At 39.8% G+C, this 23,252-nt stretch carries 23 protein-coding genes; 4 read left to right on the top strand and 19 right to left on the bottom strand.

Translation table 11 applies throughout. From position 1 onward, the window contains the following. Positions 1 to 316: 316 nt before the first annotated feature. From MHH48_RS17275 to MHH48_RS17305, 7 genes are all read right to left on the bottom strand, one after another. Positions 317 to 856, bottom strand: a complete 540-nt coding sequence (locus MHH48_RS17275; protein WP_076323478.1) for a hypothetical protein — start codon at positions 854 to 856, stop codon at positions 317 to 319. Between the two features lie 143 nt (positions 857 to 999). After that, positions 1,000 to 1,596: a hypothetical protein gene (locus MHH48_RS17280; protein WP_144023470.1), complete on the bottom strand. Its 597-nt coding sequence runs from the start codon at positions 1,594 to 1,596 to the stop codon at positions 1,000 to 1,002. Between the two features lie 1,000 nt (positions 1,597 to 2,596). Beyond that, positions 2,597 to 4,096 (bottom strand): amidase family protein, encoded by a 1,500-nt coding sequence (locus MHH48_RS17285; protein WP_076323480.1) that lies wholly within the window; start codon positions 4,094 to 4,096, stop codon positions 2,597 to 2,599. A 155-nt stretch (positions 4,097 to 4,251) separates the two neighbouring features. Continuing rightward, entirely contained in the window at positions 4,252 to 4,383 is a 132-nt protein-coding gene (locus tag MHH48_RS17290; protein WP_256720600.1) for a hypothetical protein, read from the bottom strand. Positions 4,384 to 4,437: 54 nt separating this feature from the next. Then, positions 4,438 to 4,848 (bottom strand): VOC family protein, encoded by a 411-nt coding sequence (locus MHH48_RS17295; RefSeq protein WP_083659710.1) that lies wholly within the window; start codon positions 4,846 to 4,848, stop codon positions 4,438 to 4,440. A 494-nt stretch (positions 4,849 to 5,342) separates the two neighbouring features. Next, complete coding sequence (locus tag MHH48_RS17300) at positions 5,343 to 5,630, bottom strand: hypothetical protein (protein ID WP_076323481.1); 288 nt, start codon at positions 5,628 to 5,630, stop codon at positions 5,343 to 5,345. 267 nt (positions 5,631 to 5,897) lie between these two features. Continuing rightward, positions 5,898 to 6,332, bottom strand: a complete 435-nt coding sequence (locus tag MHH48_RS17305) for a hypothetical protein (protein WP_076323482.1) — start codon at positions 6,330 to 6,332, stop codon at positions 5,898 to 5,900. Between the two features lie 1,047 nt (positions 6,333 to 7,379). Between MHH48_RS17305 and MHH48_RS17310 the strand changes: the two genes are divergently transcribed. Then, the gene (locus tag MHH48_RS17310) at positions 7,380 to 7,775 is read left to right on the top strand and encodes a YmaF family protein (RefSeq protein WP_076323484.1); all 396 of its coding nucleotides are present in this window, start codon (positions 7,380 to 7,382) and stop codon (positions 7,773 to 7,775) included. A 601-nt stretch (positions 7,776 to 8,376) separates the two neighbouring features. Here MHH48_RS17310 and MHH48_RS17315 read toward each other — a convergent pair. The 6 genes from MHH48_RS17315 to MHH48_RS17340 all read right to left on the bottom strand — a co-directional run bounded on the left by MHH48_RS17315 (position 8,377) and on the right by MHH48_RS17340 (position 12,659). After that, positions 8,377 to 9,000: a hypothetical protein gene (locus tag MHH48_RS17315; RefSeq protein ID WP_076323485.1), complete on the bottom strand. Its 624-nt coding sequence runs from the start codon at positions 8,998 to 9,000 to the stop codon at positions 8,377 to 8,379. A gap of 1,336 nt (positions 9,001 to 10,336) precedes the next feature. After that, positions 10,337 to 10,522, bottom strand: a complete 186-nt coding sequence (locus tag MHH48_RS17320; RefSeq protein ID WP_083659711.1) for a hypothetical protein — start codon at positions 10,520 to 10,522, stop codon at positions 10,337 to 10,339. Positions 10,523 to 10,593: 71 nt separating this feature from the next. Continuing rightward, positions 10,594 to 11,340 (bottom strand): phosphotransferase, encoded by a 747-nt coding sequence (locus MHH48_RS17325; protein WP_083659712.1) that lies wholly within the window; start codon positions 11,338 to 11,340, stop codon positions 10,594 to 10,596. Between the two features lie 280 nt (positions 11,341 to 11,620). Then, entirely contained in the window at positions 11,621 to 11,815 is a 195-nt protein-coding gene (locus MHH48_RS17330; protein ID WP_144023478.1) for a GNAT family N-acetyltransferase, read from the bottom strand. 5 nt (positions 11,816 to 11,820) lie between these two features. Next, entirely contained in the window at positions 11,821 to 11,967 is a 147-nt protein-coding gene (locus MHH48_RS17335; protein WP_179090651.1) for a hypothetical protein, read from the bottom strand. Positions 11,968 to 12,278: 311 nt separating this feature from the next. Further along, positions 12,279 to 12,659, bottom strand: a complete 381-nt coding sequence (locus MHH48_RS17340; RefSeq protein ID WP_179090652.1) for a hypothetical protein — start codon at positions 12,657 to 12,659, stop codon at positions 12,279 to 12,281. A 77-nt stretch (positions 12,660 to 12,736) separates the two neighbouring features. Between MHH48_RS17340 and MHH48_RS17345 the strand changes: the two genes are divergently transcribed. Then, complete coding sequence (locus tag MHH48_RS17345) at positions 12,737 to 13,288, top strand: hypothetical protein (protein ID WP_076323489.1); 552 nt, start codon at positions 12,737 to 12,739, stop codon at positions 13,286 to 13,288. 675 nt (positions 13,289 to 13,963) lie between these two features. Continuing rightward, positions 13,964 to 14,734: a nucleotidyltransferase domain-containing protein gene (locus tag MHH48_RS17350; RefSeq protein ID WP_076323490.1), complete on the top strand. Its 771-nt coding sequence runs from the start codon at positions 13,964 to 13,966 to the stop codon at positions 14,732 to 14,734. A gap of 652 nt (positions 14,735 to 15,386) precedes the next feature. Here MHH48_RS17350 and MHH48_RS17355 read toward each other — a convergent pair. From MHH48_RS17355 to MHH48_RS17365, 3 genes are all read right to left on the bottom strand, one after another. After that, complete coding sequence (locus MHH48_RS17355) at positions 15,387 to 16,097, bottom strand: copper amine oxidase N-terminal domain-containing protein (RefSeq protein ID WP_076323491.1); 711 nt, start codon at positions 16,095 to 16,097, stop codon at positions 15,387 to 15,389. 69 nt (positions 16,098 to 16,166) lie between these two features. After that, the gene (locus MHH48_RS17360) at positions 16,167 to 16,514 is read right to left on the bottom strand and encodes a DUF4181 domain-containing protein (RefSeq protein WP_076323492.1); all 348 of its coding nucleotides are present in this window, start codon (positions 16,512 to 16,514) and stop codon (positions 16,167 to 16,169) included. A gap of 1,250 nt (positions 16,515 to 17,764) precedes the next feature. Next, positions 17,765 to 18,151, bottom strand: a complete 387-nt coding sequence (locus tag MHH48_RS17365) for a hypothetical protein (protein ID WP_076323493.1) — start codon at positions 18,149 to 18,151, stop codon at positions 17,765 to 17,767. 534 nt (positions 18,152 to 18,685) lie between these two features. Between MHH48_RS17365 and MHH48_RS17370 the strand changes: the two genes are divergently transcribed. Further along, positions 18,686 to 19,399 (top strand): hypothetical protein, encoded by a 714-nt coding sequence (locus MHH48_RS17370; RefSeq protein ID WP_076323495.1) that lies wholly within the window; start codon positions 18,686 to 18,688, stop codon positions 19,397 to 19,399. 242 nt (positions 19,400 to 19,641) lie between these two features. On the opposite strand, the gene MHH48_RS17375 is transcribed toward MHH48_RS17370, so the two are convergent. The 3 genes from MHH48_RS17375 to MHH48_RS17385 all read right to left on the bottom strand — a co-directional run bounded on the left by MHH48_RS17375 (position 19,642) and on the right by MHH48_RS17385 (position 22,990). After that, a complete protein-coding gene (locus MHH48_RS17375; RefSeq protein ID WP_076323496.1) occupies positions 19,642 to 20,133 on the bottom strand; it encodes an NUDIX domain-containing protein in 492 nt (163 codons plus the stop codon). Between the two features lie 735 nt (positions 20,134 to 20,868). Next, positions 20,869 to 21,831: a hypothetical protein gene (locus MHH48_RS17380; RefSeq protein WP_076323497.1), complete on the bottom strand. Its 963-nt coding sequence runs from the start codon at positions 21,829 to 21,831 to the stop codon at positions 20,869 to 20,871. A gap of 637 nt (positions 21,832 to 22,468) precedes the next feature. Then, a complete protein-coding gene (locus tag MHH48_RS17385) occupies positions 22,469 to 22,990 on the bottom strand; it encodes an AAA family ATPase (protein WP_076323498.1) in 522 nt (173 codons plus the stop codon). Positions 22,991 to 23,252 lie beyond the last annotated feature (262 nt).

A 23,252-nucleotide genomic window follows, 5' to 3' on the forward strand; every position in this document is an offset into this window, starting at 1 on the left:
ATAGCTTCCGGTGTCTAACCTCTCATCGTGTCAGTTGGTCTAAAACAATTTGAACATTTTCATGTGTTAAGGTACTTAATGGCGGGAGTTAAGTAATATGCTCAACGTTTAGATATACATCTAATCGGCAATCGGACTATGTTATTGTCCATTCCGGTAATCGGTATAAGTTCTTGTCCTTGGCTTGGGACAAGAACTTGTACCGATAAAATAAAAAAGTCGCTAAAATAGCGACTTCAATGGGACCATGTTCTTGTCCCTCGACAGCTTTTAGCCGTATCTATTATGAACTCTCTGTTAGACGAAGTTATTGCTTCTAAGGATTATCATATAGTTTTTTATTCGATTTGTCATAAGCACGAATCCCAAAAATCTCACCGGTATTAGTCTTAATATGAACATACCATAACTTCTTACCTTTGATTTCTTTACTTTGGATATAAAAATCTAAAGGTATTAATATTGCCTGAATGTTATTAACTTCAATTCTATCAACTTGTTCAGTTGCTAATCCAAATACGAGATCACCAGCTCTAGTATATCCATTGATTGGTTCTGAAATCTTATGGTTTATATTTAATCCACCAGTAATAAAGGAATCAAATCTCCAACCAAACAATCCTTTAGATAATTGAACAGCCACAATATTATCCGACTTAGTTATATAAAAATAATCCGCATGATTATTTACTTTCGAACTGGAAAATACTTCTTTAACAGCGATCCATTCCTTATCTTCCGTTTCATGATAAATAGCTTCTAATGGAGTCGGAAAAGATCTTTGATTATCTCCATATAAATAAATAATACCTACCAAAGCAATAAGAACTGCTATTCGGATTATTCTACTTCTCATGATCTCTCCCTCAGTTAGATAGGATTTCCAAAAATTTCGTATAACGTCTTGTCTACCAACTTCATAAATAATTCCATATTTAGAGTATTCGTAAATTATAGAACTACCCTGCCCGTTAGTTTAACACTGGGCATACTTTATTATTATTTTCCTCCAACATGAAACACACCAATTACGGTTGCACCTTCAACATCATACAGAGGGATAGCGCGACCACCTGGTGATCTACTGTTCTGTATCGCAATGGCATCCTGAGGTGACTTTGGTTGTTCACCGTCTAAATCTTTTTTCAACACATATCCTGCAGTGCCATCTACACCTATTGCGCTGATTAATTCAGGTTCTGTTTCTGGAGAAGCAGCATCTGCGGAAGAACCGTATGTCTGTCCGTTTTTATTTTTAGGATAGTTCATATTCTTAGCTCCAATATGAAAAGAACCAATTATGTTTACTCCATCAACATCATACAGTGGAACATTACGACTAAGTTCACCGAGATAATCTTTTTTCAGCACATATCCCGCAATGTCATTTATACTTCCCATATGGATTAAGTCAGGTAGCAATTCAACGGAGGTGGCTTCTTTAACAGAACCGTATGTCTGCCCATTTTCATTTTCAGGATAGTTAGGAAAAATTGCGGGGCTTTGATTATTCGTGCTTTTAGCAAATGTGCTTTGGTACCCCAGTACACCTCCTACTACACAAACGATAATAACCAGACCAATCAATTTTCTCATGCCTTTAGAATACACCCTCACATTTTTCACTCCTTTCTAACTCTTCACTCTGTAAACGTTCGTCCCGTCCTTTTCACTTCCAGGGATAAGAACTTGTTCCGATAAACAAAACCTTTTCACTTTCTAGTCCTTCATCTTTGAATGTTAGACCGGAGAAAGAAAACCGTATAGGATGAGTAATTTAACCATGTGTACGTTCACTTCTCAATATGATTTACGATCCTCTTCTTGCATGAAAGTTATTTCCTACACTTTAGTAAACACCAATAAAGCAAACAAAGTTACAAAAAAATTGAATGTACTGACTAATTGCTCGGAAATACTGATTTTTTCTGAAAAAAACATTAAATCATATTCATCAGTCTTTTTCGTTTATTTATCTAATCGGTAATCGGCTCATGTTCTTGTCCATTACGGCAATCGGTACAAGTTCTTGTCCTTGGCTCGGGACAAGAACTTGTACCGATAAAACAAAAAAGCCGCTAAATTAGCGACTTTCTATGGGATCATGTTCTTGTCCCCCGACAGATGACAAGAACTTGATAACATTAATGACAAGAACTTGATAACATTCCCCACCCACCTCCGTATTACTCCAGGCGTACATAGTTCGTGTTACTGTGTAGCGATGCAAGAATATGATTGTAGTAAAGTTATTCGTTATAAAAAGAAACGGCCATCCGGGGAAGGATGGCCTTAAAACTTGCCGTTGATATCGGTGACTCTTATCATAAATATAATGCATTGTTACACTATCCTACCTGTTCGTATAATGAGGTCACCAGAACTTACTGGTCGACCTCCTTTTTGTGTGGTCATAAGATTGAGATGGCCGGAGATCGAACGTTTCTGCCCATGGGATTTGATCCCGAGAGCGAACCCAGGTGCAGTTCACTGTTGGGTGGCTGCCTTCGGCTATCGTGTCCCGTTAGCGTAATCACGATGGTTAGGTCCCTGCAAAGAAATGGTCAATACGTAGTTGTTAAGTCTAATGCTATCATTACGAAACAGTGACTACATCCAATTCGCCCAGATCTGGCGGACGACGAAAAAGTGTTGCCTGCTCAAAACTATAGGCGATACTGATTAACGTGGGCTCACTGAAAGCCCTACCGGAAAAGACAACACCAAACGGACCCTGCGTCGAATCGCCATCCGCATCAATTGTTCCTTTTGCTGAATAACCGGCGGGCACCGTAATAAGGGGATATCCTAACCTGGCAGCAATGTACATACCATCAATGTCACCGGGTAGCATTAATGCATCTAAGCCGTGTTGATCGAGTGCATAGTCAATCCCTTGCGCTACAGCCGGATGGTTGGATTCTTGACGTTTAAGTTGATAGGTTGTCTCGTTTAGCGCATTTTGTTCCGAGCGAATCAGATTATCTTGGCCAAACTTCAATGAGGAAGCAGCGTGCTTCTGATTATAAGCAATCAGTTCTTGAAGAGAATGCACGGGCATATCCGAGTTCAACTTCGATAAATAGTGATTCAGGCCTGTTTTAAATTCGTAGCAGATAACATCATTGTTCCATGGATGCTGTTCCAGATAGAGATCCACAGGATCGATAACTGTAGCACCTTGCTCACGTAGAACATTGATGGCGGATTCCATGATTGAAAGTCTTTCTTCATCCAATGACCGATAGTAATGTCTGGGTATCCCAATTCGAGCTTTACGCAGAAAGTCTCGATCGAGATAAGTTGTATAGTCATGAAAAGTACGATGGGAGCTAGTCCATGTTGCCTTATCGTTTTCGTCAAAACCGACGATTGCCCCGAGTAGAATCGCTGCATCAGTGACTGTCTTGGAAATTGGCCCTGGTGTATCCTGACTTATGGAGATTGGGATTATGCCGCTGCGGCTCGTAAGCCCTACAGTAGGTTTTATTCCGACAAGAAGATGTTGGCTGGCCGGTCCAATAATCGAACCTGCGGTTTCTGTTCCTATCGCTGCTGCTGCCAGGTCCGCCGCTAGGGCTGCAGCCGATCCTGAACTTGACCCGCTGACGAAGAGCTTACCAGGTCCATATGGATTCAACACATATCCACCCCTAGAACTGTAACCAGCAGGCATACGGCTGGACATAAAATTCGACCACTCGGTCATATTTGCCTTACCTAGAAGAACTGCGCCGGCAGCGCGGAGTTTTGCGGCTATAAACGAATCTTCAGGAGCAAACGACTCAGCCAATGCAATTGAACCAGCGCTCGTATGCATTCGGTCGTGCGTATTGATGTTATCCTTGAGCAGGATTGGAATTCCGTGAAGGGGCCCCCGACTACCTGTTGTTTTTAGCTGAAAGTCAAGATTCCTTGCGATTTCAAGCGCATCTGGATTAATCTCTAATACGGCATTGATCAAAGGATTATACCTATGAATTCTTTCGATATATGCAAGAACGAGGGCTTCGGAGGTACATTCGCCCGTAGTCATCGCCTTTTGAATGCTGACCAAATCGGCGCCCTGAATCCAATCTTGCAAGTTGATGTTCATATATTAAGATACCTCCGGTTCTGGTAAATTTTAGGACGGTATTAATATGGTAACATGCGGTCTTATTACGTGTATAGGTAAAGTTTCGATATAAATAAAAAAGTATCGTTGGGCATTGTAGGAGAGCTTATACATATCGAACATCAATATTGTAATTAAAAGAAATCTGCCAGTTTGTTGAGCAAAGGCAGCTGATCTTGGTGATCGCTGCCTTTATTGTTGCATATTGCACTATCTTGTCCCGTTACTTCAATAATGCAAATGGAGCCGGCGTAAAGCAGCTCCATTCAAACGTATCCTGCTAGTTAAAGATAAGAAAGAACTTCGGGATATTTACGAATTTATTGTGGTGGTTGATGAACGTCAAACATATTTCCAAAAGGATCGTAAAACGTAAAGAAGCTTCCATGTCCTTCAACAACAATAGGACTTACTTTCGTATCGAGTTGTGATAGAAAATTATGAAATCCTTGAATGTCCTTAACACGAAATCCGATTGTGTAATGGTCTTGACCATTTACCATGAATGTGGCTGAAGTGTCATCATTTGTCTTGACTAAAAATAAACTAGGACCCATAGAGAAATCTACGAATGCAAGTTCATTGTTAAGTAGTCCAAGTTTTGCACCCAGTTTTCCACAATACCAATCAACCGCCTTTTCCAAATCGAAAACAGGGATCTCTGTATACTGAATGCCTTCAATGTATACGTTATTAGCGGTCTGAAGATGTTGATTGTTCATATTCTGCATATTTAGCTCCTACCTTCTTTTTAAGGTTACCGTGAATTCTTCTATACAGAATTATCATTATCCTGCCCGTTAGCTTAATGATATTGCATTGAACATAGTTAGATACTTATCTAATCGGTAATCGGTTCATGTTCTTGTCCTTTACGGCAATCGGTACAATAGCGACTTTCAATGGGACCATGTTCTTGTCCCCCGACAATTGGACAGTTTAGAAACAATCAATGCAACAACTCTCGGTTTTACAGCGCACAGCTTTTTCGGGTCTATATGAGTTAATGCGGTTGGCTTTCTACGGTTTTAAGGATAGGTGAACAAAGGCAATAGGTTTGTGTTATTGTTTGGCCGTTAAACATAAAGAAAAAGCACAATTCTTGCTGAAGAATTGCGCCCTTTTCTTGAACAATAAATATCACTTCAATTATCTGAAATTTTGAAATACCAAAAGTAAATGAATTTTAGGCGATCAAATTTTCCTATCATCAAAAATACTTTTATTAAGGGGTGCCTTCACATGAAAAATACCAGAAATCTGTATTCTGAATAAACCCACCTCCATTCCACCTATAAGTCCATCCATTATCTAACATATTTCCATGTACGAATATGTCTTCTCCGGGCAAATACACATCAATGACATTTCCCCCAGGCCAATCATAAGCCTCAGTGAACTCATTTACAAAACCGTGTCCATTACAGGCAGCAGAAGCCTGGTTTGGTGATATTCCTATTACAAGCAATAAACCAAGTACCAATGCCATAACAATTCCTTTTAGCCTTCTCATTTTTTTACCTCCTGTGGGATTGGTGACTGTTCATGTTTAATCATAATTTTTTCCACGCTATTAACGTGTTTAAACATGGTTACCTGTTTCTATTAATACAGGGTATTATCAATCGTTATTTCAAATCTACTGTACAAACTGTGATCAAAAGTCATGAGATTGATCTGTCGAATATATCCAGATTCATTGTGCAACCAATAAACTTTAGATGCCATTAACCTTTATCGTTAAGTACCAGCTTGGAGCATTCGAAATGTAGGCTTACCTTCACCATCCACCATCTTGTGACCACCAGGGTCCAAAGCTCCAGGTATTATTTGCATGCCGGATAGAAATCCTCATTGCTTCTACCCTCGGAGCACTTGCATTCGTTACATGTGCCCAAGTATAACCATCATTATCTATTTTAGAGTGTTCGTCCCAATGTCCATCGCCATTTGTATCAATATCAAGCCACACAGTGGCTCCTGGCTCTGATGTTGTAAATCTTCCCCATGCATAATATACAGTTCGATAATAGCCGACTCTTAACTCTGCGTTATCGACTGTATAGATCGTCTTTCTGCTTTCTGCTACGGTGCAATTCGGGTGAATCCATAGAGCAAGATCACATTCATTCGCATTCACATTGCCAGGTGATACTCCTGCTACAAGCAGTAAACCAAGTACCAAAGCCATGACAACCACGCTTGCCTTTTTCATTTTTGATATCTCCTTCAAAAATACTTACTATTGAAAATATCGGGTCGTTAATCCAGCAGTATATTTCGGAAGATTCAGTGTTACTCTTTTCTATTACCCTTTTCTGAATGAACATAATCTTTAGCGTGTTTTTAGGGAATTATCTACTGGTATGAAAGCAATCTACGGACCTCGTAGATCAAGCCGATATTCCCTTCATGCCGTTCAATTCTGTGAAATCCATAATTATCAATCTTTGCATGAAGGAGATCTTCCGCCTTTTGTTCTTTCTCGCTAATCTTTAGATCGATAGATTTCTCTTGCTCCGAGTATCGCAATTTCAAATGCTTATCCTTGCTTATTCACATAATAATGATTCAATGTTTTGGCTAATGAACGTATAACCTCTTCATGAGTCCAAGATATCGAAAAAGGCAGCCGGCTTTGGAGTCGGCTGCCTTCAATGTCTTCACTGATCGTGTCCCGTTAGCGTAATCTACTTTTGGAGACAAGGTCATCTAACCGTCTGGTAAACGAGGCCTATGGCTCCAGAATCAAATATGAAAATATAGTTAGATACTTATCTAATCGGTAATCGGCTCATGTTCTTGTCCTTTTCGGCAATCGGTACAAGTTCTTGTCCTCGACTCGGGACAAGAACTTGTACCGATAAAACAAAAAAGCCGCTAAATTAGCGACTTTCTATGGGATCAGGTTCTTGTCCCCCGACAATTTTACATTCCGACAACATCGGTCGCCCATTCCATCGCATAATGCTGAGACCTTGATTAGGGTAACAATTGTCAACTGCTGCTGCTCCTGCCTCGTGAGCAAAAACTGCTATTCCGACTTACCACTTTAGCCTCTGCTACTTGTGATTGAGCCAATGTCTCAACGTGAAACATATCATTGTCGATCTTCATGGGACCTCCCTTTTCAGCAATTATGTTAGAAACCGGCTCGCAAATAGCCTCACAACTTAATGTCACCCATTTTGGCAATCGCCGTTCCCCCACATATGACTTCTTCATAAATTATGATTAATTTTATTTCTGAGGAGATGTGAAGATGAAAAAAGGAAAGCACTCACTCAAGAAAGCACACCTTTCACAAACCACCGATCGTTTTCAGCATCGGATGTCTGGCAACACTTCCATTAATGTTGGACATCGACATCGCTTTCGCAATTTAACCGATCGCTTTATTCCTGGTATTGGCACACATCGACATTCGTTTAATGGGATTACTCAAGTAGCTGACGGACATCGACATCGCTATTCGGGTATAACTGGAGCAGCAATCAATGGTCAAGGACCTCGTCACTTCCATCGGTTCCGTCAAATGACTCAATTCGCGGATGGTCATAGACATCTTCTTTCTGGCAGAACGAGTGTGCCGATTCGAGTAAGCGGTTCTACACTTCATCGTCACGGGATTATTATTGAAAACATTAAGCGCATGTAAATATCCTGCCCTTTAGCTATTGAGATTGCATGGAAACATAGTTAGATACTTATCTAATCGGTAATCGGACTATGTTCTTGTCCATTACGGCAATGGGTACACGTTCTTGTCCTGAGCCAAGGACAAGAACGTGTACCGATAAAATAAAAAAGCCGCATTTTTAGCGACATTCAATGGGACTATGTTTTTATCCACCGACATCTATATATCCTCTGACGGATGACAAGAACTTGATAACATTCCCCACCCTTCTTGACTTTCATAGGATACTGTTGGTACAAGCCTGAGTAATTGAGTTAATCTATCCTACCGGTTAGCTTAAAAAGGGAACTGATCACTCTGATCAGCTGCCTACTTTACTTTATTTAACTATCGTTCCCCGTTAGTTGATCCAGTACCTTATCTGGCATCGATAAAAATATAGCTTGTTCACCATGAACATTCAATATCATGATATACACTCGAAGATATTTCAATCTAAATTACGAGACAAAGAACAAAATTCAAACCATAAAAAATCCGCGTAAAACGCGGACTTAAATGGATATGTATGATCTTTCCTCCTCTAACAAAAATACTATGCAAGTGGCAATAAACTTTCCTATCTATTATTGAGCCCGCTATCGTCCTTAGTCGTGCGATTGTAGACGACGGTTTCTTTGGTGCCGTCCGCGTATTCCAGGTCAACTTCGTCGATACGTATTGAATCCAAAGCACCTTGATACGTGAAGAGCTCAAACACACCGAGTTCTAACCCCGGTATGACCGGACCGACATATTGAAGATTGAATGAGTTCTTTCCGGAGTGCTCATCATACGAAGGGTCTCCTACGGGATTAAATGTGCTGACCTTCACGGTATAGTAGTTGATCGTTTTGCCGGTCAAATTATCGACGAGCCACGTCAGCGTGATACCGTTCGCTGAATTGACACTGTATCTGAACTCTCTTGGGTCGCTGAAACGATTCTCCGCTGTCACTCGGGTAGCTTCGGGTTCGTCGTTGGCCGTTTCGTTACCTCCTTGATTCTGAGCCGTGGAAATCGTTGCGCCTTTTTCGCCATCTCCGTTGGAAGGTTCGTTTTCGGCATCCACTGTTTGCCCAGCTTTAACTATAGTTGGTTCACTCCGACTATAACCCAAGTCTTCCGCGAAATACAAACCGCAGCTGAACGCGATGATAATAGATATTAGAAAAGATAAAAAGATATTCAATTTTTTAGCCATGCTGATGTCCTCGCCTTTTCCGTTATTTGTTTTATAATAACAGATCTAGGTCCAATAGGACAGACGGAAAGTAGTAATATAGAACTATGATTATATAGTAAGACCTAACTCGCAACTCCTTGTTCCTTCTTCTTACATGGAATTCCTGCGAATCGTGAATTGTCCTCTTCCATATCTCCATAATGCCCATGTGTATAAAGAAGCATGGCATTTGCAGGGCTCTCTACTTGTAGGGTTGGTTTATCCTGCTATTTTCCGCCTACACTTCGAATTTCCAGCACTCTAGTGATTTGATTAAAGTTCAAAACAAACCTCCTGCCGGATGTGAAGCCAAAAAATGCGGCAGTTCTACGACTCGTTTCAAATCCATCACTAAATTCCGCTTTACCCTCTGTGAAAAGTCGAGCCTTCATTTTCTTTTCTAGGCCGGCCCTTCTTACCGTTAGTACAGTATTGTCTGCAGGCAAATTGAGTGCGTTGCTAATGAGCCCAGCAGCCCAAAATACATTGTCTCTATTAACATCGACTTGTTCAATGCCGAACGGCGCGGTGGTCTGAGTTCTTCTAAGACTTATGGTTAAAACATTCGTATTTGGGTCAAATTCCAATGTATACAAAAATCAGCGATTAACCAGTCCAAACATTCTTGCGGTTGACGGACTGACATCCAAAAAATTGTTAAACTGTTCTCCTGGACAGTTTTGTCCGGCTTCGGCATTTATGGTGACACGTTTTCTTACTGATCTTCTTTGGAATATCGCAGAGATTCCATTAGGAATTTGAAGTAGTGAACTACCGCCTTGAGCACATCCGTCTACAAAAACTACGTTATTCGGAACCGATCTGTTAATCCTTACGATAACTGTTCCCCTGACCAATATAATCATCCTTTCCCGTTGATCCTTTTGAATGAAAATTGGTTGGATAACCACCATGGCATATTATGCAAATCAAACAGCGTGTGTTCTAGTTGACAAGAGCTTGATATCATAAATGACAAGAACTTGAAATCCATTCCCTCCATCCCTCGAATCCGGGATTAAGTAATTGTCATCGGCGCTGACGTCAGCAACTCCCGAGAACCGGAATGTTTGTAACACAAAACTACCTTAACTGCCCGTTAGCGCAACGCGGCTGCCGAACTAAGCTTGGCAGCCGCGTTTTAGTTATTTATTAAACTATAGTTTCCCGTTAGTTCAATGGAAAAAGGTCACCCTACCCCACTGTAGACAGTATCTGTAGCAAAGTTCCGTAGTCTTGTTCGATTCGTGGCATCTACTTGTAAATCGTATATGGTTCACTACGGACGGACTCCCCAGTGTAAATTAATTGTTAATCACTCATCAAATGTCTGGAATAATAACGGCTCTCCGTTTATGTATGCTCTCAATATGGACTGAGCATACGACTGCTCTTCGATCAGACCTTCCGTCTCCAACTCGTTCTCCGCATGGAAACTGTAGGCTTCGATGATTGCCATGATGAAGAAGCACTCCAGCATCGAAATCGTATTTTCGCTCAATTGTCTGACCTTCACATAGCCTTCGATAAAAAGTTTTCTTTGATGTGGCCGAAGTCCCATGACCGCTTGCGCTATATCATAAATATGGTAGCCAAAGCCGCATCTACCGAAATCAATAGCAAACGGTCGATCGCACAAAACACGATATTCCCATTATGCAGGTCTGCATGAATAATCCCGTAATTTTGTGCATGAGGTGTGAAGGTGTGGATTTGATCTGCAACTTTAGCAGAAGCTTCTGTATACAACTGGAAAGCTTCTTCTGTTATGAAATGATTATGATGCTGCTGTAAATGCACCCAATCCCGGTTAAAGCTCTCTCTTCCCCAAGTTGTACGAGTAAAAGTGTTACTGGGAACAAAATCAACGCTCGCCCCGTGAAGGTCCGCCATCAATTTCCCCATCGCTCGAATATTATCCTCGGTAAGTACTTTTTTATCTAAACGATCCCCTTCGATCCATCTCATCAAGGTCGCATAATACTCCGCATTCCCATCCGTTGTAGCAACGGTAATAAACTCACCATTTCGATTTAGTACACCATCAGGTACAATAAGCCCCTTACTTCTTAAATGGGCTAACCACTCCAGTTCTGAAATCACTTCAGCATAAGATTTATTCCATGTATGAATTCGCAGTAAATAGGATTCTCCCTCACTACTCTGAATACGAAAAGTCACATGTTCAGAAACTTGGATGAAATGGATTAAACTCCAGTCAACATCATAGTTTTGCAAAGCATATAGCGCTGCTTGTTTCGTTTGATTAAGTGTAAGTCGGCGATTGATATCTGTATCCATCTGAAAACCGCTGTTCATGTCGTTTCCCCTTAATAGTTAAATGAGTTTTAGTTATTACATCGATATGGCATTGTTCTTTCTTGTTCTGGTGAATAAATTTCGTAAGTACCTTTAATCATTTCGTCCTTCGTCCAGTCTGTAGTGATTTTTGATAAGCTTTATATCACAGCGCTCTTTTTCAAGGCTTAGTTATCCAAAGAGATTTCATTTTTTTTATAACTATCCACATGTTACCACATATTGGAACTATCCTGCCCGTTAGCTTAATGAACTTGAGCAGTCAAATATAGTTAAATGCTTATCTAATCGGTAATCGGAACATGTTCTTGTTCACCGACAATTGAAGATCAAAGCTTGCAATACCCCTTCTCCTGAATTCAGGAAAAACGCTTAAATCATTAATCTCGGGGATGTTCTTATCTCTGAAGAATGGATAACTAGAATTAAGCAGTAGATGACAACAACCCGCTAATATCCCATCAAAGAAAACCATCAAGGTTATTCGGTCTCCTGCTTTATTCTCTGCCAATCAGTTAAAAAATAATCGCTGGAGGTATACCATGGATAATTACGCGCAAATTCTGTATCTAATAATATAGCTTTTTTATCATCTGAGAGTTGTTTTATGGTAATCTGATTAGTCATCTTGATACCTCTTTCGTGTGATTTCAGCTAACGACTTACAGGTTTTAAACTTGAATTACGCTTTACAACTAAGCCTTAGCAATGAAATATTCGTGAAACAGATGAAAATTCCTTTTTTATCCTGCTGTAAGCCCAACGCTTATAGCCAGTCTACAACTTTATTTTCACGGTGCGTCCCCCCTAAACCGGTTAAGATATCATTTTTAACCTGCTCTATAAATTCACGGCCACATAAATTTTCAATTGTGCTTGAAGCCACTTCTAGAAGGAGAGTTAGACTAGCATCGTCTATTGGACTTTGAAAAAACGATCTAGCTGTTTGCAGATTGGTCAACATCTGAATCGCCACACTCTTTTTCATCATCTTTTTGCTCAAGCGAAGCTAAGTATTCTTGGTAAGCTTTCTCAGCATTCTTTTTTCCCTGAACATGTTCGCCGTTAGGGAGCCGATATACGCTTTTTGATACAAGTTCGATACCTTCGATAATTTCCGCATTCTCATTTTCTGCGTGGATGAGCGCGGCTATCCCGGACGATGCATCGCTTTCCGTTCCATTCGTTAATAAGATGATTGGGTCAGATGGCAGCGTGATGGACGCCAATACCTTGTAATCGCTGCAGATTCTGGTCCGGGCGCTGACGCAGGCCATTCCGGAGAAATACTGAGCCTTGTCGATCTCAACATTGTTCAATCGACGGTTGAATTAGTATTGGCAGATGCATATATATTATGGTAATATCTAGTAAATACGAGATTGGGGGGAAATGATTGAGATTAGGGGGCCAGCTTTTTATCTTATTTACCATTCTCATTTTATGCGGATGCAGCAGCGGACAGGATTTGGTGAAAATAGCGAAGGAGGATCTTGGAATTGTAAGCATCGCTGACGGTCGGAAGGTTTACTACGGAATGAAACGCGCCGACGTGGAAAGCGTACTAGGGCAAGGGAAAGAAGCTGAAAGAGGCGTGATCAAATACGATTCCGGTGTGGAACTGTTTTATCGGGATGACGAGGTAGCGGCCATCATCATGGAGGAAGAAGCGAAAGGAATTTATAAAACGGCCCAAAATGCAGAGATCGGGATGTCGAAAGACGAAATCGAGCAAATCTATGGAACCATTCATATGCCGTCAAAGAAGGAATTACCTCTGACTTATGTCTATGATATGAAAAAGGGCGTTTTTCTGGAAGAGATCTCCCACAGCACCGAAGAAGAGGCGAAAAATTTGCTACTGATCATTGCATCCGTCGATAAAAACAGCTTACGCACTGATATGTTCTTCATATACGACAGTTATTATCTGGGATATGCTAAGTGAGGAAATAGTGAAATACGAGGGGACATTCCTCATGATCAATGATAATGATTTTGACCAAGGACGATACACCACATAGTTAAGCAGGCTGCAAAGGCCTGCTTACTTTTATTTTTACATTGCTTTACATGAATTGATGACGCAGCTGAAGGAGCAGCCACCAGTAGGGAAATGTGGCGCCCGCGCGCCGAACGTCTGCTGTCCAGTGAAAATAAAGTATTTTCTTAGTGTTTAGGTTAAAGTAAGTCCCCTGGTTAAGAACTACATGCTACCCGCGTAGGTTCTTTAATTAGTAATTGGAAATGGAATATAATGAGGAGGACGTAGCCCAAGCGAAGGCGCGGGAGTGTCCTTTTTATTGAACTAACGGGCAGTTTTCTTGAGCAAGTTGTTGACTAAGGTGACGGGAAAGAGTAATATTTAACCAATATCCGTAAATCAATGATGGAACAAAAGTAAATCATTAAACTCTTCACAGGAAAGGGTTTCATGACTGAGAAAACCCTAGAGTACTGATTGAAAATGCCAGTTCCAGAGTATGACTAATACCCATCGGTTTGACCCGTTATAGTCAATTAAGGTGGCTGTGTGAAAATACAGCAACCTGGGTGGTACCGCGATTAATATCGTCCCAGAGCATTTTGCTTTGGGGCGTTTTTTATTTTGGGAGGAGTCTATATGATATTAGAAAAAGTTATAAATAGAATTGTAATACAAAGTGAATATAAGGATTTTGTTGATAAGTATATAGATAATATACTTACCGAATTTAAAGGTAAGATTCATAGCATTTATATGTGTGGCTCGATTCCAAAAGGAACTGCTAAACCTTTTAAGTCAGATGCAGACTTTACTATTGTATGTGTAAATCCCAAAGATATTGATTACGAAAGATTGTCAAATATTAAAGACAGGCTTTTGGAAGAATATCCAGTAGTAACTAAGATTGATACGACAATTTGCTCGATTGACGATGTATTAAGTAAACCAAATGATTGGGGTTTTTGGGTAAAGATCATTTGTGTTTGTATATATGGTGATGACGTTGGTGAAAAAGTACCACCGATAATTATTTCTCCAGAGTTCATTTTAGACTTAAATGCAGAGACCAAGAAGGAAGTAGATCGTAGACATCGTTTACTTTCTAATGCTAGTGATAACACAATGAAAACTAGATTAATTAAAGGTTACTCTAAGAGATTAATTCGTGCATTATACTCTTTGGTTTTAGAAGATACAGGTGTATGGCAAGATGACATTATTAAGATGAAGAATGACATATTAAACTATTGTGAGATTGACACCGCTTTAGTTGATAATCTGTATGCTTGTTACTTGGATAGTAATGTACTTGTTGAAGAGTTTCTGGGAATTGCAGATGAAGTATATAGCTATTTTGAGAACTCCTTAAATGCAATGGCTGTCCGGGTCACTCAGAGAAGCGAGTGACCACATCCAGCCCCCTAAGCCCGTCGGGACGTCACTGGTAGCATGTTTTGAAACAAGAGACAGCTTCGAGGTTTCGTCAAGTATTTTTATTAGTACACTATGTCGCATTAACTCAACTGCTTGTAATCCCATATTAATCGCCTTGCTTTCAATGCTTAAAACTTCTGCTTTAGGATCTATAAATTTCTTCACAGTCTCTTGTACCAATTTTAGGACATTATTATTTATTAACGTCAAGTTACTCGCCCACTCATTTAATACTTTACCGAATTATACCGCAGTTCTAAGCTTTAGTGTGAATAAGAGTTCTATACACTTGTTCCACTAACCTGCCCGTTAGCTTAATGAATTGCATGGAAACATAGTTAGATACTTATCTAATCGGTAATCGGCTCATGTTCTTGTCCATTACGGTAATCGGTACAAGTTCTTGTCCTCGACTCGGGACATGAACTTGTACCGATAAAACAAAAAAGCCGTTAAATTAGCGACTTTCAATGGGATTATGTTCTTGTCCCCCGACATTTCCCGTTAGTTGAATACATCTTTATTACTTTTCTGCTAATTGCTTTATTTTGTCTAAAGTCCTCGACACCGAGGACCACTGCCAGACCCCAAAGAACCACCATTCTAAAGAAACCTTTTTTATTTCTTAACCTTCATCTTTGAATGTCAGACCAGGGAAAACCGTGTACGATGATAGCCCCTTTGCTGTTCGATCAATTTTTTTAATAAGATATTCATCCACATTCGATGGTTTCGGGGTTACATCAATATCCCATGTGTTTTCAACAGGTGACGAGAGCCCAACATAAGATACGAATTTAACGCGTACTTTATACTCGCCTCTACCGTCCACTGTGCCCGTCTTTTTCGCATCGATGATGTCATGATCTAATAATGAAGGAAAATTTCCGCCTACAGGAACATAGACTCCTGGGGCAATGAATGTCTTATCAAAACCTTCAACGACAAGCCTCTTAACCAATTCTTCATCTTGGCCATCGAACCCCACGATAAACAGGTCAATCACTCTCTTGACCGCAGCCCACTCTTCGCCGTACGTATCATTAAGCGATTGATTCCAAACATCGTTTGTTGTTGGAGCATTGGAAGTTCCTTGTTTGATGGAGACTGTCTGTGTTATGGGATCCCATGAAACGTTGGCCCCAAGCGCCTTAGAAATGGTACTGATTGGTACCATCACTCGGCCATTTACATTCTTAGGAGCAACATCACTCGCGATGCTCTCCCCATTCATAACGATTTTAATTTTCCCAGACCCAAAAGCGTAAGCCCCGCCCATTACCAACGAAATACTAAGGACTACAACTGGGACCGAGAATAACTTTTTTTTATTCACTACTAATACCTCCTCTAATGGTCTGCATTAAGATATAAACGCAATCAATGTTCAATTAGTTACTGAAAATCACATTAACAGTCTAAATACTAGCAGAAGAATCGTAAAAAAGAGTAGTATGAATGCTAATATAAATGATACTTTATGTCGTTTTGTTTCTTTAACATACTTCCACTCCATGTAACCACGATAAAAAAAGGGTATTGCCAACAGAAGTGCTAACAAGGGTTGTGGTTGGCTTCGATCTAAAAGCCAAATTACCAGTAAAACTGGTGTAAGTAAGATCAACGAAATGACAATATACTGCTTATGCTTTGGTGTATCATTCATATCTTCTTCCCCAACAACTAACATTTTGCCTAGAACAAATTGACCAATAAGCACCAAAACAATAATAAATGAATACAAGCCCTCCATTATAACCTCCAAGATTTTCATTCAAATAGGGAAAATTCATCCACTACTTATTGCTTTACTTAAATACCCCACAATTGGGGATTTCTTTTTCAATTTTACCGGTTAGCTGACTCTTGTTGCCAATGCAAAAACACCTCCTAGGCTGTCTCCTACACATCTTACGACCTGTTACATCCCTTGAAGGTGTTTTTGTTTACGCTATAGGGTCAGTCCCAAAACCTTTTTCATTTTCTAGCTCTTCATCTTTGAATGTTTGACCGCGAAAAGCCATATACGATGATTTAATTATTTTTTTCGTAATAAAAACCCTTTATTATTACCTGGTTTGTATCTTCTGTCACTTCCTCATCAATATCTCGGTTAGCGATTTCATCTCTTGGAAATTCTTTTGGAAAAGGAGCATAATAAAAAACTCCATGTTCAGTTACTACTTTTTCCGCTGGTTCCGATCGAACTTTTCTGTCGTATTCAATTTGCCAATCTTCTAATGTTTCTTTTGGTGGAGTAGTGTCATTATTAGTCGAGTCTACAACTTGCTTATTATCTATAAGTTCTCTGATTAAAAAAAAATGCGCTCATTATTACAAGACAACATGATGCAATGATTATAGATCTTTTTAAATACTTCTTATTCATGAACACTCAACCCCTTCTAAGATGTTATTTGTTGCTGAGGAAATACTTAGAAGATCGCATCAATATATCCATACCCTGAAATTGCAAAATCGTTCAAATTTGTCACCATTACTTGGTATGTACCAGGAGATACGTTCCATATCTCTGCTGTGGTATTCGTGTGTATAATTCTCCCAGAGATGAGGACTGGCTTTCCACGATAATTTCTGTTAACCAGTGAATAATGCACGTCGGGGGTTTTGTTACTATTAGTAGGTATTGTACGTAATCGCTGCTGAAGACCAAAGCGTACCACTCGAGGTAAACAACCGAGCATGGCCCCCCATGTATCCAGCCGGAACATTGCCGCTATTTAATTTTATATTAGCGACTGCCTCCGCAGTAGCATTAGGCGAACCTCCCCATCTATCCCATACATCAGATGTGAACGAGTATCTTTTTTCCGTTAATCCTAGGTGTGTCATAGACATTGGACTTCGTACTTGCAAAGACAGTTGCGGCCATCATCGCGCTTATTACCATGCAGAGCATGAGGGCTTTAATTATTTCCCTATTCAAGTTACATTCCTCCAATTCATAAAAAAGAAGGAAGCTTGACCATGGATATTACGTCATCATGGTGTAGTTCTTGATGGATAGAGTCTATACTCCCCAATTACTGTCGTGCCATCTGATTCATAAAGCGGAACCGATTGATAGCCTTGTTTCTCCACTTCTATTTGGTGAATAAGGGCTTCCTCTGGAGAAGAAAAAGAGGGGGTTACGTCTGAATTTTTGATGTATCCCTCAACGCCATTTTCTCCTATAGCTTTTATTAAATTCGGTTCTTGGTTTTTGCCAGCAGGAAACGGACCTTCACCATACGTTTGGTCCTTTTCATTGACCGCATACGGAGGGGGAGCTACGCCGGCTTTCGTCTCTGTGTTGGAAACAATCATGAAAAAAATTGCTGTTCCAACAAGTGCTCCCCCGATCCCTGCTGCTATGATTAGCTTTTTCACAACACATCTCCTCCTTTGGAAGTGGACGGTGTGTCCGTATCTATATAAACGGTTCTAAGACTAGAGAGGTTATTGAAATCACACAAAAAAATCCATATATTTATTATGATGTAAATTTTCACATCTTGGAATTGATTTGTATTTTCATTCATAGTAAGTGAAGTAATCCATTTGTGCTCTTCGTCCCCTAATGATTTCCTATGGAATATCTGATGGGAATTTATTATGGAAGAGTAAAAGCGAAAAAGACCCTGCCAGCTAATGCCAAGCAGAGTCATGGTTTTTCCTCAAACTTTATTCCTGCCCTTTCGGCTTTTGCGATCAAATAGTTAATAAAGCAGTAAATTTTTAATCACTAACGCTATAAGAATTAAACCCACCTCGGAATCCACAAGATAAGATTAAATTTTTGAACCGTTCACGAGCTTCTAGACTATCATCATCATTCAAATACCAGCTTGCGTTTTGATTTCGAAGGCTACGTGAACGGCTGGAATTTAAGTGCTCAATAAAAAAAGAAAGTAGGGATTTTACATGAAAAAAAGAACTTTTATTTATGTGCTTACAGCTCCATTAATCGGTGTGGCTATCGCAGGATATCTGTTTATTAATAAAGACAGCGTAGTAAGTGCACAAAGTGATGTTATAGCAGCTGCAGACAAAGCGACAAAAACCAATATTGAGTATATTAAGGAAACACAATCCGAAGGGAACTATGTTATCCGGATTCGTGATAAGGAAAAGCTCACAGAGATCACAGAGGAATATCTTAACGATGAGCTACAAAGTAAACTTATTATCTCCGAGAATGGAAAACGAGTAACATCAATCGGGAGAGATTATACAGGAAAACTAATTGGGACTACATGGACTCTGCCTGACAACTTAGCATTAGAGAACAAAAGGTTACTTGAAATCTCGTTATTCGAAAAACAAAAGGAAGAACTCACGGATCAAAGTTGGACTCAATCAAGCAAAGCCTTGACTGATAACTCACATGTTAAAACAGTTACATCAGAAACAGAGGATCGTAAGGAGATAGTATCCATTGATGAAAATACTGGGCTTCCGATTAAAAGAGAAATACTAATAAAAGATGATGATGGTAACTGGAATACTGACACTATAAAAATTGAGGAATACCGGTACTTAGATTCCATTCCCATGGAGCTCCAAAATATTGAAGATCAAATTGATATCAAAGAACACCCCGCTCCTATTATTGAAGATAAACCACTAGAAGGTTAAACTTAATAACCAAGTTCATAAAGACGGTTATATTAAAAACAAAAGCGGTGGGAGTCCCTTCCTTCCGCTTTTGTTTTGTTTTTGTCGTAATGTTTTTTTCATTCCCAAACGTTCATCATCCCTTTCTATTTTTTGGGAATGAACAACGTGTCACAATACCCAAAAAAGATCACCGCCTCCCTCCATAAATAGAATTCAGCGGTGACATTTTTAAATTCCTGATGTTGCCTTATACGTAAAATTTACTTCGAAATAAATGTTTGGTGTTTGATTATGAACTCAGGTTTCGTTAAATACGCCATGTAATTTACCGCTCCATTAAAGTCCAAATATGCCTGATAGCGGGTGCGAATAGCGGGGTGTTCAATGAAATCAAGAACTTTATCCTTCGCCACCCAGCGACTATCGGTTGTTTCCTCAGTAACAGCTAATAACTCCCCACCAACAGGTTTACATACGAAATCAAACCCAACTTGCGTAGGAACATCAGTCACACCATCATACCATTTAAAAATCCCTGTATTAGAATAGACACCAATTAAGTAGCTAACCGTAGTGTCAATTCCACTTTCCTCTTTGATTTCGCGAATCAAACCATCTATCAGATTTTCTCCAACTTCCACTTGTCCACCAGGGTATACCCAACCACCGTCACGAGTTTTTACTAAAAGTATATTTCCTTGCCCATCTTCTACAAATCCACCTGTGGCAACGATATGCGTTGGAAATGGCATATTACGACCTCCTTATGCAGTAATGTTTGTATATTTATTCCACAGCCTTCTCGCACTACCCTGCCCGTTAGCTTAATGAAATTGCATGGAAACATAGTTAGATACTTATCTAATCGGTAATCGGCTCATGTTCTTGTCCATTACGGCAATCGGTACAAGTTCTTATCCTGGGCTCGGGACAAGAACTTGTACCGATAAAACAAAAAAGACGCTAAAATAGCGACTATCAATGGGACCATGATCTTGGCCCTCGACAGGGACTCATCCTGAGTACCTGACCATTTGATGTTAATAGTCAAAATCCTTGTCAAAGATTACTGCCCTTATCCGTTAGCTGATGCCATTATGCTAACCTGCCCGTTAGCTTAATGAAATTGCATGGAAACATAGTTAGATACTTTTCTAATCGGTAATCGGCTCATGTTCTTGTCCATTACGGTAATCGGTACAAGTTCTTGTCCTCGACTCGAGACAAGAACTTGTACCGATAAAACAAAAAAGTCGCTAATTTAGCGACTTCTATGGGACTATGTTCTTGTCTCTCGACAGTTTTGTTACGATAATAGTAACGTAATAAATAACTGAGAGTTGCGAAGCAGTTGCTGGTCCCCGAATGTAGATTCTCGGAAATCTCAGCGATATAACAGCATTCATATGTACATGCTATTTATTGTCATGATTCGTACGAACCTTACGTTAGCTGAACTCCGATTTAGACTTCACCACAAAAAATCCTTATACGTCAGTTCTCTGTCTAGTGACTCCATTTTTAGTAATAACATAACCCACTGGTAAGCAATTTGTGCCCGGATGATTTTTGCAACGTGAAAAAAGCTCTTTTAGATCTCGTTGAAAATCACTACGCGGACTCTTTGGTTTTGCAATTCCCCATTTAGCCATGCACTCCAGAATCAAACATTGAGTCTCCGGGTATCTCATTGAAGTTTCAAGAAGACAGCCGACGGCCACCGAGCGGGTAGTATCCTCGTATTTTTTCTTCAGTTTATGAACACAGCTTGTAACCAAATGCCAAAGCCATACTCTGTACGTTTGATTACTATTAGGGATAGTTGTATCAAAAAATCCCCCGCGAATGCATACCCATAAAGCTAGTATACTATTATTAGTGAGAGTAGGAGATTCATCGTTCTTCACATAGCTGTGCAGAGTATTTATATGACAGGATATATTAATGCCTCTTTCAGCCAATCTCCACCATATACTGCTATTGAACTCTTCTGTAGGTAGATCATTGAAAAAATAATCCGATAACATCAGCTCTACTGCTTCTGATGGCAACGTAACGTTTAAGGAAATTAATTCATCCAACATCGCAGCTGCACGGTACTGAACATATCGTTCCGATTCTAATTTGTCTCGTTCCTTTTTGTCAATATACAATAATCGTGCTATTGGGATAACGTATGGTTGCAGATCAACGTCCCTATTCAGACTTTCATAAGCTACTTCTAATAAATCAGCAATTAGCTCCGGGTTGTTCACTAAAGTGAAAAAGCCCTTATTTTGCTTGTCATGACATAAGCTCGCGATATAGCTAACTATCCAATTCGCAGCTATCAAAGTTTCACCAGACGACAGTATATAATTGGCAAGGCTAGTCTTCATGCTTTGGCGTTGAACCGAGTCCCCAGAAACAAATTGTTGCAGTTTATCCAAAATAATATCATCTGTTAACATATCAGATCCCCTTCACTTGCCAGTAAAAATAGGTTTTTCAGATACTAAGCTTATCGCTTGTCTCTCCATCCCCATCCAATTTAACATATTATAGTATTATTAATAGAACGACTCTATAGTAACACATATTGGAAGCGTCCTGCCCGTTAGCTTAATGAGTTATCGAATTTTAATTAGATATGTGTCAAATCGCTAATATGACCAAGTTCTTGTCTATTACGGTAATAGGTACAAGTTGTTGTCCTCGGCTCGGACAACAACTTGTACCATTAAGGGAAAAACCGCTAAAATAGCGACTTTCAACGGGACCATGTTCTTGTCCCTCGACAGGTCTTTAAAACTGTCGGAGGACAAGACCTCTGTGTTTTAACAACCGTTCGGGTATAGCCGACACTACAATTGATTTTCCCATAGAAAGGATTTCGAAATAACGTGCCTTCCTTGGAAATGTTCTGCATCCAGAATTTTCTTTAGCTTCAACAAAAATAGTGCTATCTTTTTCGCCGTTCAGGTCATCGGTAGAGTGATTGCACAGTGAACAGCATTACTTTTTGTGTCATAATCATCGTTACCTTCCTTTCGCTTCTGCAACGCTATCCTTATTTAAAGATTCAGATTCATTTATCGATACTTCGGCTTATGGCCACACTGTTGGAAAATCTTTTTTTTGTACCCTCTGTACTATTCTTTCAACACAATTTTCTAGTCCATTGGTAAAGGTATCAACTTCAATATCGTAAGTCTCTTCCTTATGCACAAACTCCAATTGTGATTTGGATAACCCTATTCTCCGGTCCCCTCTTTCTTTTTCTCGACGTTCAAGCTCTGTTGCTGGACAATGAACACCCACGAACAATATGGGATACCCGGATAGAATTGCTTTGCAATCCGTTCTTGTAAATTCGTCATGAATAACATGGTCAATAATAAGATTAACTGCTTTATCAGAAAACATGGCAATCGTTCGATGGAAAAAATACTCGGTTTCAACCGAAATGAGCCGAAGGTTGTCCCTGTCTTCCATTCGTTCAATGACAAGATCAAAATCGTCGATACTGTAATGGTAATAATCAGGTAGCCGTTTAAGTAATTGTTTGGCTAGTGTTGTCTTCCCCGAGCTTGACACTCCATTCAGGAAAATAATATTTCCTCTTTTCATATGTCCCCCTCCGCTTACGTCATACTAAATGAATTACAAGATAAACGATAGCACTATCTCCTCCAGAAAATCACAGATTAAAGACTCGTTGAAGTACTGCACTCTCGTACCAGATGCGTGATCTTTGATAAAAAACAGACCTCTCCAGATTGTTGAATTATTTTTGCATACTATTTGCCCATAGTTGAAATATAAAGACAGCCGATCGCGTCGCCGGCTGCCTACGTGTCTATTTCGTTATCGTTTCCCGTTAGTTGAACGA

This window comes from Paenibacillus sp. FSL F4-0100, assembly GCF_037993005.1.
Taxonomy (GTDB): domain Bacteria; phylum Bacillota; class Bacilli; order Paenibacillales; family Paenibacillaceae; genus Paenibacillus_AQ.